16 protein-coding genes are annotated in these 12,427 nt (G+C 71.0%); 10 read left to right on the top strand and 6 right to left on the bottom strand.

The window, feature by feature from the left end; all coding sequences use genetic code 11:
- The first annotated feature begins 76 nt into the window (after positions 1-76).
- The gene (locus tag ACN269_RS13855; RefSeq protein WP_421472836.1) at positions 77-811 is read left to right on the top strand and encodes a dTMP kinase; all 735 of its coding nucleotides are present in this window, start codon (positions 77-79) and stop codon (positions 809-811) included.
- Here ACN269_RS13855 and ACN269_RS13850 read toward each other — a convergent pair.
- Positions 796-1,488, bottom strand: coding sequence for an SDR family NAD(P)-dependent oxidoreductase (locus ACN269_RS13850; protein ID WP_421472835.1), 693 nt, complete (start codon positions 1,486-1,488; stop codon positions 796-798). The genes ACN269_RS13855 and ACN269_RS13850 overlap by 16 nt on opposite strands.
- Positions 1,489-1,638: 150 nt before the next feature.
- On the opposite strand from ACN269_RS13850, the gene ACN269_RS13845 reads away from it, so the two are divergent.
- From ACN269_RS13845 to ACN269_RS13825, 5 genes are all read left to right on the top strand, one after another.
- Positions 1,639-2,925 (top strand): IS256 family transposase, encoded by a 1,287-nt coding sequence (locus ACN269_RS13845; protein ID WP_421470792.1) that lies wholly within the window; start codon positions 1,639-1,641, stop codon positions 2,923-2,925.
- Between the two features lie 186 nt (positions 2,926-3,111).
- Positions 3,112-4,146, top strand: coding sequence for an NAD-dependent epimerase/dehydratase family protein (locus tag ACN269_RS13840; RefSeq protein WP_421472834.1), 1,035 nt, complete (start codon positions 3,112-3,114; stop codon positions 4,144-4,146).
- A gap of 74 nt (positions 4,147-4,220) precedes the next feature.
- Entirely contained in the window at positions 4,221-5,135 is a 915-nt protein-coding gene (locus ACN269_RS13835; RefSeq protein ID WP_421472833.1) for a MurR/RpiR family transcriptional regulator, read from the top strand.
- On the top strand, positions 5,132-6,088 hold the full coding sequence (gene murQ, locus ACN269_RS13830) for an N-acetylmuramic acid 6-phosphate etherase (protein WP_421472832.1): 957 nt from the start codon (positions 5,132-5,134) through the stop codon (positions 6,086-6,088). The genes ACN269_RS13835 and murQ overlap by 4 nt, the downstream gene beginning before the upstream one ends.
- 403 nt (positions 6,089-6,491) lie before the next feature.
- Complete coding sequence (locus tag ACN269_RS13825; RefSeq protein WP_421472831.1) at positions 6,492-7,481, top strand: sigma-70 family RNA polymerase sigma factor; 990 nt, start codon at positions 6,492-6,494, stop codon at positions 7,479-7,481.
- Between the two features lie 69 nt (positions 7,482-7,550).
- Here the strand turns inward: ACN269_RS13825 and ACN269_RS13820 are convergent, their stop codons facing one another.
- On the bottom strand, positions 7,551-8,528 hold the full coding sequence (locus tag ACN269_RS13820; RefSeq protein ID WP_421472830.1) for an NlpC/P60 family protein: 978 nt from the start codon (positions 8,526-8,528) through the stop codon (positions 7,551-7,553).
- Positions 8,529-9,070: 542 nt separating this feature from the next.
- Here ACN269_RS13820 and ACN269_RS13815 point away from each other — a divergent pair.
- A complete protein-coding gene (locus ACN269_RS13815; protein WP_421472829.1) occupies positions 9,071-9,553 on the top strand; it encodes a DUF6232 family protein in 483 nt (160 codons plus the stop codon).
- Positions 9,554-9,577: 24 nt separating this feature from the next.
- Here the strand turns inward: ACN269_RS13815 and ACN269_RS13810 are convergent, their stop codons facing one another.
- Together ACN269_RS13810 and ACN269_RS13805 are read right to left on the bottom strand one after the other, a co-directional pair.
- Positions 9,578-9,904 (bottom strand): DUF3817 domain-containing protein, encoded by a 327-nt coding sequence (locus tag ACN269_RS13810; protein WP_421472828.1) that lies wholly within the window; start codon positions 9,902-9,904, stop codon positions 9,578-9,580.
- 27 nt (positions 9,905-9,931) lie between these two features.
- A complete protein-coding gene (locus ACN269_RS13805) occupies positions 9,932-10,354 on the bottom strand; it encodes a hypothetical protein (protein WP_421472827.1) in 423 nt (140 codons plus the stop codon).
- Positions 10,355-10,487: 133 nt separating this feature from the next.
- Here ACN269_RS13805 and ACN269_RS13800 point away from each other — a divergent pair, with 133 nt between their 5' ends.
- The 3 genes from ACN269_RS13800 to ACN269_RS13790 are packed head-to-tail and all read left to right on the top strand — an operon-like array spanning position 10,488 to position 11,765.
- Positions 10,488-10,850, top strand: coding sequence for a DUF6158 family protein (locus ACN269_RS13800; protein WP_421472826.1), 363 nt, complete (start codon positions 10,488-10,490; stop codon positions 10,848-10,850).
- Complete coding sequence (locus ACN269_RS13795) at positions 10,850-11,176, top strand: hypothetical protein (RefSeq protein WP_355052227.1); 327 nt, start codon at positions 10,850-10,852, stop codon at positions 11,174-11,176. The genes ACN269_RS13800 and ACN269_RS13795 overlap by 1 nt, the downstream gene beginning before the upstream one ends.
- A gap of 52 nt (positions 11,177-11,228) precedes the next feature.
- The gene (locus tag ACN269_RS13790; protein WP_421472825.1) at positions 11,229-11,765 is read left to right on the top strand and encodes a DUF1360 domain-containing protein; all 537 of its coding nucleotides are present in this window, start codon (positions 11,229-11,231) and stop codon (positions 11,763-11,765) included.
- Between the two features lie 65 nt (positions 11,766-11,830).
- Here ACN269_RS13790 and ACN269_RS13785 read toward each other — a convergent pair whose 3' ends face one another.
- Positions 11,831-12,025 carry a hypothetical protein gene (locus ACN269_RS13785; protein WP_421472824.1) on the bottom strand — a complete coding sequence of 65 codons (195 nt, stop codon included), beginning with the start codon at positions 12,023-12,025 and terminating at the stop codon, positions 11,831-11,833.
- A 50-nt stretch (positions 12,026-12,075) separates the two neighbouring features.
- Complete coding sequence (locus ACN269_RS13780) at positions 12,076-12,309, bottom strand: hypothetical protein (protein ID WP_421476327.1); 234 nt, start codon at positions 12,307-12,309, stop codon at positions 12,076-12,078.
- Between the last annotated feature and the right edge of the window lie 118 nt (positions 12,310-12,427).

Genomic DNA, 12,427 nt, shown 5'->3' with positions numbered 1-12,427 from the left:
CGCGGGCGGGTGCCAACCGGAACAAACAGGTACGAACCTCGCGGGAGGCGAGCGTCGGTCGGATAACCTGTGGAGAGTGGCGAGACCATCGGAGACGCGACATCGCACGGCCCGGTTGCGCACCGTCGCTCTGATCGGCATCGACGGTTCCGGCAAGACCACGCAGGCGCACCGGCTGGCCGACGCGCTCAACGCCGCCGGCCGCCCCGCCACCTACCGCCGCAACGCCAGCGGGCGTCGCTGGCTCGGACGGCTCGCCCACCGTCTCGGCCTGCCGGACGCGCAACGACTCGTCGGGCGCGACGGTGTCCTCGCGGTGGAGTCCGTGCTGCGCTGGCTGGCCATCGCCGCAGCCCTGCTCAGTTGCCTACTCACCGGCCGGACGGCCGTCATGGACCGCTACTCGGCCTGCCAGTACGCCAGCATCCGTGCCCACGGCGGGCACCGCTGGGAACGGCTGGCACGGGCCGGCTACCGACTGTTCCCGACACCGCAGGTGACCTTCCTGCTCGCCGTCGACCCGGCGGAGGCGTACCGGCGCATCGAGGAGCGCGGCACCGACCACGAGTCGATGCACTGGCTGACCGCGGCGGACACCGCGTACCGGACCCTGCCCGAGTACCCGAGCTTCGTACTCGTCGACGCCGGGCGTCCGGCCGAGGAGGTCACCGAGCAGATCCAGGCCCACCTGGCGTCCTGGCTGCCGTCGGACGGCCGGCCCGACCCGGCGCAGTCGTCGACGGGGACACCACCGGCGTCGGGGCGCGCCGGGCCCGGCGACGTACCGCTGCTGGTTCAGGCGCGTCCGTAGACCGGGACGGTGGCCCCGCTGGTCGGTGCCGACTCCGGCGAGGCGAGAAAGCGGATCACCGGCGCGATCTCGGCCGGGCCGACCCAGCGGGAGTGGTCCGCGTCGGGCTGCGCGGCCCGGTTCGCCGGGGTGTCGATGACGCTGGGCAGCACGGTGTTGCAGCGGACCCCGCGGGAGCGGTACTCCACGGCGACGGCGTTGGCGAAGGCCAGCACTGCCGCCTTGGCCGTGACGTAACCGGCCGCCCCGGCGAACGGGCTGACGGCCGCCCGGGCGGAGACGCACACCACCGCGCCGCCGCCGGCCGCCACCAGGTGCGGCAGTGCGGCCTGCGTGACCAGGTACGTGGGGCGCAGGTTGACGGTGAGCATCCGCTCGAACTCCTCGACCGGTGTCTCGTGCACCAGGCCGCCGCTCGCGTACCCGCCGACCAGGTTCACCACCGCCCGCAGCGGCGCCGCCGGATCGGCCGCGGCGGCCTCGACCGCCCGCGCCACCTCCGCGGGCTCCGTCAGGTCCGCGGTGAGCGGGACCAGCCCGTCCGCCGCCGGCTCCGAGCCGGCGGCCCCACCCCTTCGTGGTACGACCACCCGCCAGCCCGCCTCGACGAAGGAGGCGACGACCGCGCCGCCCAACCCGCCGCCCCCACCGGTCACGACCACACTCCGCCCCACCATGCCCCAAACGCTAACCCCACCCACCCCCCACCCCCCCCGGCCCCTCGACCTCTCCGCGCGTCGATCATGAAGTTGTTGCCGGGTCTGTGGATCTAACGGTGTTTCCGGCCTGACCTGCCGGGCGTTGTGCCTGGTGAGGAGGGTGCCGTGATGACCGCGACACTGAACGACCAGACCGGACGTAGGAAGCGGCCCGAGCCGTCGGCGGAGGCGAAGGCGGCCGCTGAGCTGGTTCGGGCCGCGAAGGAACAGGGGCTGTCGTTGACCGGCCCGGACGGGCTGCTCAAGCAGTTGACCAAGACGGTCCTGGAGACCGCGTTGAACGAGGAGATGACCGAGCACCTCGGCTATGAGAAACACGATCAGGTCGGTGCCGGGTCGGGCAACGTCCGTAACGGCACCAGGGCGAAGACGGTGCTGACCGACAGCACCGGTCCGGTGCAGATCGACGTGCCCCGGGACCGGGCCGGCACGTTCGAGCCGCAGATCGTCCGCAAGCGGCAGCGCCGGCTCTCCGGAGTCGACGAGGTCGTGTTGTCGTTGTATGCCAAAGGGCTCACGACTGGGGAGATCTCGGCGCATTTCGCGGAGATCTATGGCGCCTCGGTGTCCAAGGAGACGATCTCGCGGATCACCGACAAGGTGATCGAGGAGATGACCGACTGGTCGCACCGCCCGTTGGATGAGATTTACGCGGCGGTGTTCATCGACGCGATCGTGGTCAAGGTCCGCGATGGGCAGGTCGCGAACCGGCCGTTCTATGCCGCGATCGGCGTCACGCTCGACGGTGAGAAGGACATCCTCGGGTTGTGGGCCGGCACCGGTGGTGAGGGCGCGAAGTTCTGGATGAGCGTGCTGACCGACCTGCGCAACCGCGGTGTGAAGGACGTGTTCTTCCTCGTCTGCGACGGCCTCAAAGGGCTGCCTGAGGTGGTGACGAACGTGTGGCCCCGCACGATCGTGCAGACGTGCATCATCCATCTGATCCGCAACACGTTCCGGCTCACCTCCCGCAAGTACTGGGACGCGCTCAAGCACGACATCAAGCCGATCTACACCGCCGTGAACGCCCAGGCGGCCCGGGCGGCGTTCGATGACTTGGCCGAGAAGTGGGGCAGCCGGTATCCGGCGGTGATCCGGTTGTGGGACAACGCCTGGGCAGAGTTCATCCCGTTCCTCGACTACGACGTCGAAATCCGGCGGGTGATCTGCTCGACCAACGCGATCGAGTCGCTCAACGCCCGCTACCGGCGGGCCGTCAAAGCCCGCGGCCACTTCCCCAACGAGCAGGCCGCGTTGAAGTGTCTGTACCTGGTAACCCGATCCCTGGACCCCACCGGGGCAGGCCGAACCCGATGGACGATGCGCTGGAAACCCGCCCTGAACGCCTTTGCCATCACCTTCAGCGACCGCTTCCCAGCCGCTGAAACTTACTAACCAAGATCGCCGGAAACACCTTTAGCGAGACAGGCCCTTGTTGCCCTCCGGGCCGGCGTGTCGTGCCGATAACTTCATGATCGACGAGCCCTTGGGGCCGGGGTTGGGGCCGGGGTTGGGGCCGGGGTTGGGGTTGGGGTCGGGGCTGTCTGCTGTCGGCAGACGGGTGGGGTCTTTCGGGGTGGGATGGCGCAGGATCGGGCGATGGCGCGGATTCTTGTTCTCGGAGGCACTCGATTTCTTGGGCGGGCGGTGGCTCGGCTCGCTGTCGCGCGGGGGGATGAGGTGACGTGCGCGGCGCGGGGCGTGTCCGGCGCCGTACCGGAGGGGGTGCGGTTCGTGTCGGTGGACCGCGACGATCCGGCGGCGCTGACACCGCTCGCCGGCCAGGCTTTCGACGCGGTGGTGGACGTGACCCGCCAGATCAGCCACGCCCGGTACGCCCTCGCCGCACTGGCCGACCACGTCGGTCACTGGTCGTTCGTGTCGACGATGTCGGTGTACGCGGACAACGCGACCCCGGGTCAGCGTGCGGTAGACGCCCCGCTGCTGCCGCCCCCGCCGTCGGACGTGGACGGACCGGGCCCGGATTTCCGCTGGTACGGCGAGTGCAAGGTCGCCATCGAGCAGCTGGTACGCGAGCGGATGGGTGTGGACAGGTCGTTCCTCTGCCGGGCCGGGCTGATCGTCGGCGCGGAGGATTCGAGCAACCGCTTCCCGTACTGGGTGCGGCGGCTGGCCCGTGGCGGTGAGGTTCTCGCGCCGGGGGAGCCGACCGACCGCGTGCAGTTTGTGGACGTCGAGGATCTGGCCGGTTGGCTGCTGCACGCCGCCGACACCGGGCTCGGTGGCACGTACGACGGGACCGGCCCGGCGATGTCCCGGGCGGAGATGCTGACCGGGGTGGCCGCCGGGCTGGGGGTCGCCGATCCCCGTCTCACCTGGGTCGACCAGGACTTCCTGCGCGCGCACGACGTACGCGAGTGGTGGGGGGAGCGGGCGCTGCCACTGTGGGTACGGCTGCCAGAGTCCGCCGGCCTGATGGACCGGGACGTCTCCGCGGCCCTGGCCGCCGGGCTGGTCGTCCGTCCGCTCGCCGACACCGTTCGGGCGACGGCCTCCTGGATGAGTGCCTACCCGGACGACGTACCGCAGGGTGGACTCGACCCGGCGGATGAGGCGGCGATCCTGGGTACGTGGCACGCTGTGCGAAAGGCGTGATCCGGATCGTCGACACTTTCCCACCACAGATGGTGATGGTTGACGCTCACGCTTGGTGAAAGTAAGTTTCACCCGTGGCGAAGAGTCCGAAGCTTTCTGCGAGTCACGAGCCCGGTGGACTGATCGTCCACATCAGTGGGCTGCTGCCGTCGCTGTCGCCCGCCGAGCAGCGGGTCGCCCGACTTGTCGTGTCCGACCCGGCCGCCGCCGCGCGGAGGACCATCACCGACCTCGCCACCGCAGCGGAGACATCCGAGGCGACCGTCATCCGGTTCTGCCGGTCGGTCGGCATGGACGGTTACCCGCAGCTGCGCATCCGGCTCGCCGCCGAGGCCGCCCGCCGCGTGGAACCTCCGGACGCCCGGGTCGTCGGTGGGGACATCCCGCCCGGCGCCGATCTCGCCCAGATCATCGCCACCATCGCGTTCAACGACGCACGAGCCGTCGAGGAGACCGCCGAACAGCTCGACCCGGCCGTCTGCGAGCAGGTCGTCGAGGCGATCGCCGGCGCTGGCCGGATCGACATCTACGGCGCCGGGGCCAGTGGGTTCGTCGCCTCGGACTTCCAGCAGAAGCTGCACCGCATCGGCCGGATCGCGTTCTACTTCCCGGACGTGCACACCGCGCTGACCTCGGCCGCCCTGCTCGGTCGTGGCGACGTGGCGATCGGCATCTCGCACACCGGCACCACCTCGGACGTGATCGAGGTGCTGGAACAGGCCCGGACGCGCGGCGCGAGCACCGTGGCGCTGACCAACTTCCCGCGCTCGCCGATCACCGAGGTCGCCGACTTCGTCCTGACCACCGCGGCCCGCGAGACGACCTACCGCTCGGGTGCCACGGCCAGCCGTCTGGCGCAGCTCACCGTCGTCGACTGCCTCTTCGTCGGGGTGGCCGCCCGCAACCGGTCCCGGGCCCGCAAGGCCCTCGAGGCGACCGCCGAGGCGGTCCAGTCACACCGGGTGGGCGCGAGCCGGAGGCGGGCATGACGCCCGGCTCGGTCGAGCCGGACAAGGACATGACAGCACCACCCACCCGCCCCACGGTCCGGGTGGCCGCGCCCACCGAACGGCGTAACCCGCTCAGCGTCGACCTCGACTTGATGTCGACCCGGGACGTCCTCTCCGTGATCAACGACGCCGACCGACGGGTGCCGGCGGCGGTCGCCGAGGTGCTCGACGAGATCGCCGCCACGGTCGACCTGGCCGTCGCGGCGCTGCGCGGCGGCCATCGGGTGCACTACTTCGGGGCCGGCACCTCCGGCCGGTTGGGCGTGCTCGACGCGGCCGAGCTGGCGCCCACCTTCAACTCGCCCCGGGACTGGTTCTGCGCCCACCTCGCCGGCGGCCCGGACGCCATGCTGCGCGCCGTGGAGGACGCCGAGGACGACGACCGGGGTGGCGCGCTCGAAGCGGCCGGTTGTGTGCGTGCCGGTGACCTCGTGGTCGGTCTGGCGGCCAGCGGACGCACCCCGTACGTCCTCGGGGCGCTCGCCGCGTCCCGCGCCACGGGTGCCTCGACGGTGCTGCTCTGCGCCAATCCGGAGGCGGAGGCTGCCCGGTCGGTCGACGTGTTCATCGGGGTGGACACCGGACCGGAGGTGGTCACCGGGTCGACCCGGCTGAAGGCGGGCACGGCGCAGAAGTTGGTGCTGAACGCGTTCTCGACCGCCGTCATGGTGCGCCTGGGCCGGGTCTACTCGAACCTCATGATCGACATGGTTGCCACCAACGCCAAGCTCCGGGGCCGAATGATCTCGATCCTGGTCGAGGCGACCGGGTGTTCCGAGGAGGTCTCCCGGCGGGCCCTCGGAGAGGCCGACGGCGACCTGAAGACCGCGCTCGTCACCCTGGTTTCCGGGGCCGGGGTGACGGCCGCGCGAGCCGCCCTCGCCCGCTCCGCGGACCAGGTGCGCGGCGCACTCGCCCTGCTCGCCTCCTGAGCCCGCCCGCACCCGGGAAGCGAACGGGCCCCCGGATTGTTCAACGGGCCGGAGGGTAATGACACCCTCGTGGATGAACCGACCGGTCCAGCGCTGCGTATCTGGCAGTGACCAGGATCGCAGCACGGTGGTGACCCGGGTCGCTGTGCCAGCGCGGCGGGCGGTGTTGCCTATGGTGCGGGCGATCGGTGATTCGTCGATCCACCAGCCTGTTCGAGGTGCCCAGCGGCGCGCCACCCGACGGGTGCTGACAGCAAACATGGACCGTGCTCTCAGCAACTACTCAGGCATTCGTGACACTTTCGACTCACGGAATGGAATCCCGGACACGTCTCATCTGTTGTGTAGGTGTCAGCACCGGTGGGCACAGCAGAAGTTACCAGGGGCTGACCGGACGTGGGGAATGGCAAGGAACCGGGCAACCGGCGCGAGCGAGGGGACCGTGGGCACCGTGGACAAGAACATTGGCATGCGAACCGACGAGGTCGCCGAGGAGCGTGACCTGGTCGGCGTCTACCTGCACGAGATCTCCCGGACGCCACTGCTGGACGCCGCCAAGGAGGTCGATCTCTCCAAGGCGATCGAGGCGGGCCTCTACGCCGAGCACCTGCTCGGCGAGGATGCCGTTCCCGACGGTGTCGACCGGGCCGACCTGGACCGGCTGGTCTCCGAGGGCGAGCGCGCGAAGGACCTCTTCATCCGCGCCAACCTGCGACTGGTCGTGTCGATCGCGCGTCGTTACGTACGCTCCGGGATGCCCATGCTGGACCTGATCCAGGAGGGCAACACCGGCCTCGTGCGGGCGGTCGAGAAGTTCGACTACGAGCGTGGTTACAAGTTCTCCACCTACGCCACCTGGTGGATCCGCCAGGCCATCAGCCGGGCGATCGCCCAGCAGGAGCGCACCGTCCGTCTGCCGGTGCACCTGGTGGAGGACGTCAACCGGATGCGCAACGTGACCCGGCAGCTCACCCGTGAGCTGGGGAGCGACCCGGAGCCGGAGCAGATCGCGGCATCGCTCGGCGTCACCGTCGAGCGGGTCAACGAGCTGCGCCGCTGGTCGCAGGACACGGTCTCGCTGGACACCCCGGTCGGCGACGACGGCGACACCAACCTCGGTGACCTGGTCGCCGACAGCGACGCGCCGTCGCCGGAGGACATCGTCCTGAGCGGCCTCGAGCGGCAGCGCATCGAGGGGCTGCTCAACCACCTCGACGACCGGTCCGCCGGCATCATGCGGGCCCGCTACGGGCTGGAGGACGGCCGCGAGCACTCGCTGACCGAGGTCGCGTCCCGCTTCTCGCTGTCCCGCGAGCGGATCCGGCAGCTCGAGATCCAGGCCCTCGGCCGGCTCCGCGAGCTGGCTCGGGCCGAAGGGCTGCAGGCGGCCTGACCTGGTAGTAATGACGGCGAACGGCCGGCGTCCGATAGGGGGACGCCGGCCGTCGCCGTATCGGCCGCGCTAGCGGACCCTGCCGTACCCGTGGATCGACATCATGTTCATGCCGCGCTTGAGCACGTTGCGACCGGCGCTCGGCGCGTCGATCACCTGCCCGTCGCCCACGTAGAGGGCGACGTGCCCGAGACCGCTGTAGAAGATGAGGTCCCCGGGTCGCAGGTCGCCACGACCGATGTGGGCGACCGCCCCCCACTGCATCCGCGCGCTGTGCGGCAGCGACCGTCCGGCCGCCCGCCAGGCTGCCAGGGTGAGCCCGGAGCAGTCGTAGCCTCCCGGCCCTTCACCTGCCCAGACGTACGGCTTGCCGATCGCACCGAAGGCGTAGCGCACCGCCGCGCCGGCATCTCCGGCGACCGCCGGTACGTTCCGGGCCTCGGCCTGCGCCGACTTGGGCGCGGGCCGCTCGGTGGCCGCCCCGTACGCCTGCCGGCGCAGCTCGTACAGCTCGGCCAGGTCCTTCTCGATGCGCGTCCTGCCTGCCGCCAACTCGCGGGCCTGGGCGGCCTGCCGGGCCAGCGTGGCGTCCAGCCGCTTCTTCTCGTCGAGCAGTCGCCGCTGGTTGTCCGTGAAGCCGGAGATGCGCTCCTGGCGTTGGCGGGTCAGCTGGTCGAGGGTGCCGAGTCGGTCCAGCAGGGCGGCGGAGCCGCCGGGCCGTAGCAACGCGTCGGCGGTACGGAGGCCACCGCTCTTGTACGCGCTGTTGGCGAGTGCGGCGACGTCCGCCCGGCTCTGCTCGGTCTGCTGTTCCAGCGGGCCGATGCGGGCCTGTAATCGGGCCACCGCGGCTTTGTTGACCTTGATGTCCTCCGTGAGCTTGTTGTACGACTCCACGACCCGCTCCAGCTCTGCCGAGGACGCCTCGATCCGGCGGGTCAGGTCGGCGGGAGACGGCTCGGCGTGCGCCGCCGCGGTCGGGGCGATCAGGGCGGCCGACAGGCCGACCAGCGCCACGGTACGCAGCAGGGTTCTCAGGGATGACAAGAGCGAGAGGCTCCTCTCCCACGGCCGCCGATGGGGCTGCTGACGCCCTCGGCGACACCGGTCGGGGTCGTCCGGGTGGACGGCACTGGGCCGGACCGGCCTGCCCAACCTAACCCGGGACGGTTGTGCTGCGCAGTTGAAGCAGGGGCGATTGTTGACCAAGTGGCAGGAAGTGCCACTGCGGAACCACACCGTCAGCGGGGCCTCCGACACGGGAGTGAAGCACTCCGAGGTCCGCTTGCTGGGGTTCTGACCGATATACGACTTTCGTCGTTCCCGGCGCATGCCGACGGTTAACAGCGCGCCATAACCGATAAAAGATGAAATGGATGCTGTTTCATGAGCATGTCACCCGAGGGGGTGAGCGGTCCGTCTGCCGTAAATGCCCAGGTGGAGTGGCAGCGCCCCAACACAATGGAGCCCGGGCCGGGAATCCCGTCACCGGACACTCACACCGGTGGTCGCGGGATCCGATCCGACAGACCGCACCCGCGGGAGGAACCGTGAATCGTGAAGGCGCAACGACGCGACCGCAGCGAACGGTGCCAGGTGCCAGGTCCACGCTGCTCTACGCGCGACCCGGCATCATCGTCACCGTCGACCGGTTCACCGTCGGTCGCACCAGCTACCGCATCCCCGACCTGACCCACCTGCGCACCACCCGAGGGCCGCACGACCGGATCGCCGTCCGGGCCGTCGTGACCACCGCCTCCATGATCGGCGTGGTCGGCCTGCTCCTCGGCTTCAGCGGCGGCCTACAGCGGCTGACCGCCGGGGCGTACCTCATCCTCGGCGCGGTGCTCCTGCTGCCGGCCACGCTCGCGCTCGTCGGTGACCGCTGGCGGCCACCGCCGTACGAGCTGTGGGGCTGGCACCGGGGCGCGGAGGTGCTGCTCTTCAGCGCCGACGACGAGCGGCAGTTCGGCCAGGTCACCCGGGCGCTGCTGCGCGCCCGGGAGGTCAACCGGTACGGCGGTTGGACCGACCCGCTCGCCTCGACCGACCCCTGGCGGCCGAACCGCTGACCGGACAGCCCTTCGGGGCCCTGGTCAGCTGGCGACCGGCTCCGGCGTACGGGTGGCCGGTCGGTCGAGCCAGGCGGTGACGCGCCGCTCGGCGTAGAACGAGACGAATGGCACGGTGCCGGCCAGCATCACCAGGAGCATCCGCTTCAGCGGCCAGTCGGCCCGGCGGCTCAGGTCGAACGCGGCCACCAGGTAGATCATGTAGAGGAAGCCGTGCGCCGGGCCGACGGTCTCCACCACCGTCGGGTTGTCGAACGCGTACTTCAACGGCATACCGATCACGACCAGCAGGATCAGCACCACGCCCACGATCCAGGCGATCACGCGGTACCGGGTAAGGGCTGCGCCCACCTTTGTCCGTCCTTCTTCAGGCCCGGCTCAGCCGGGATAGTCACCGGGCCGGGCGCCCGGATTGGCGTTCAACCATGACAGGTAGTCGTTGTACGCGGCCAGGGCCGCGTCGTCACCGGGCGTCGCGTCGACCGGCGCCCTCGTCACCCGCACCGGTCGGCGTACCGCCGGTCGGGAGTCGGCGTTCACGGCCGGGGCCGGCTCGTCGGCCGCTGCGCCGGGAGACGCCGGGACGCCCTGCGCCGCGCGCCGAGCCAGGCGCACCTCGCGCCACCAGACGTACACCACGAAGCCGGCGAAGATCGGCCACTCGACGGCGTACCCCCAGCTGAGGCTGTTGCCGGCGGTGGCCCGGCTGATCTGCCACCAGCCCAGCCCGAGGAAGCTCCCGACCAGCACGACCATGGCCACGTGACGTGCGATCCACGCCGGGGTCCAGAGCCACCTCATGGCGTCGAGGGTACCGGGGACGGCGGCGCTCTCCGACACGGTGTCGTAGGTGGTGCGCGGACGGGATGGTTTGGCGTCACCCCGGCTGGGCATCCGTCTAGGCGCCAGCCCAAACGAGACCAGGGGGGCGAAGATGACCGGATCGGTACGCGAGGACGGCTTTGCGTCCAGCGGCGGTACGGAGATGAGCCCGGAGCAGCGGATGCCCGAGTGGAACGGCGACCACTTCGCCGACCCAGGGGGCGCGGAACTCGACGGCGACGCGATCGGCGCCGAATTCGACGGCGACGAGGTCGGCGTCGACCCGACGGAGCTGACCGACGACGATCTGATCCGCGAGATGCACAGCCTGCACCGCACCAGGCTGGACACGCTGCGGCACGCGGCGGATTCCGCGCTCGCGAACCATCTGCGGCGTACCGCGGAGTTGGAGACCGAGTACCTGGCCCGCCACCCGGGCCGGGAGATCGACCCGAGCCGCCTGCGGGACGCCTGATGGCGGCGCGAGCCGTGCGGGGCATGTCCGCGCCGCCCGAGGTGGTCTTCAACACGGCCACCGACCCGGCCCGGGCCTCGGCCTGGTTGCCCGCGCCACTGCGTTCCGACGGGAGCCCTCCGGCCGAGGTCAGCGGGGAGGAACTGCGGGCCCGCTGGGGCGACGCCGACTGGGCAGCCGAGATCCGGGTGGATCCGGCCGACTCCGGCGGCGCGCGGATCCAGCTCGACCTGACCGACGGCTCGGGTGCCGACCCGGACCAGTTGGCCGACGAGGCGCTGACCAACCTCGCCCGCGAGGTCGCCGACAACCTCCAGGCCGGTTGAGACACGCCGACCGTTCGGAACTTTCGCACCACGACGACATGGAAGGAGACCGGTGACCGACTCTGGCCTGCGACAGAGGGTGGCGCGGCTGCGCCGGGCGTACGCGCCGCACGAGCATCGTCCACTGGGCGGCTACCTGGCGGCGATGGGCACCTACGCGGGCGTCACGGGAGCGCTCGCCGGCCTGGTGAAGGTGACCGGGCGGCCGGTACCCGAGCGTCCCGCCGTCACCGATGTGGTGCTGCTCTCCATCGCCACCCACAAGCTCAGCCGGCTGCTCTCCAAGGACGCGGTGACCAGCCCGCTGCGGGCCCCGTTCACCCGGTACGACCGGCCGATCGGCAGCGGCGAGGTGATGGAGCAGGTCCGCGACTCCGGCAGCTCCACCCGGCACGCCATCGGTGAGTTGCTGAGCTGCCCGTTCTGCCTGGCGGTCTGGGTGGCGACGGGGCTCACCGGTGGACTGGTGCTCGCCCCCCGGCTGACGCGTCTGGTGGCGACCGCGCTCACCGCCGTCGCAGCCTCTGACTTCCTCCAGATGGCGTACGCCTCGGCCCAGCAGGCCGCCGAGGGCGGACACGACGACTGACCCGACGACGGGCACGACACGACGGGGGCCGGCGAATGTCGCCGGCCCCCGCTGTCGTGCCCACGTCAACGCTGCATGCCGGACCAACCGTGCGGCGACTCCGGCTCGCGTTCGTCCTCGTCCGCGCCGGTGATGATGTCGCGGTCCACCGCCGTGCGGTCGTGCTCGTTGGCGAAGTCCGGCTCGGGCGTGGTGTCCCTGCCCTCCGGCGGCTGGCCCAGCGCCGGGACCTTCTCCTCGTGGTCCTCGTGGTGCGTCATCGTGTGTCGTCCCTTCGCGTCGCTGGGCTCGCTGGCTGCGCTCGTTCCGCTCACCCGACGCTGCCACCCAGCAGGTCGCTGGCCTCGTCCACCGCGTACTCGCCCTCGGGCAGCGCGTCGATGCGGGCGAGCAGGTCCGGCGGGAGTTCGGCGGCGACGGCCCGGCGGTAGATCTCCGCCTGGGTGACGCGCTCCTGCCCCCGGTAGATGTCGTCGAGCAGGTCGTCGAGGGCGCGGGTGTCCGGCTCGTCGGCCACGGATGCGTCGTCGGTCACGTCGGTCAGCTACCCGGGCCGGAATCGGTCAAACGTCACGCCCCGCCCGTGCGCAGAGACAGCGCCGCCCCCGGCCTCGTGAGCCGGGGGCGGCGCTGGTGTCGGTGTGTAGGTCGCCTCTCGGCGA

Source organism: Micromonospora sp. WMMD736 (assembly GCF_049179015.1).
Classification (GTDB): domain Bacteria; phylum Actinomycetota; class Actinomycetes; order Mycobacteriales; family Micromonosporaceae; genus Micromonospora.
This window is presented reverse-complemented; position numbering and strand designations above follow the sequence as displayed.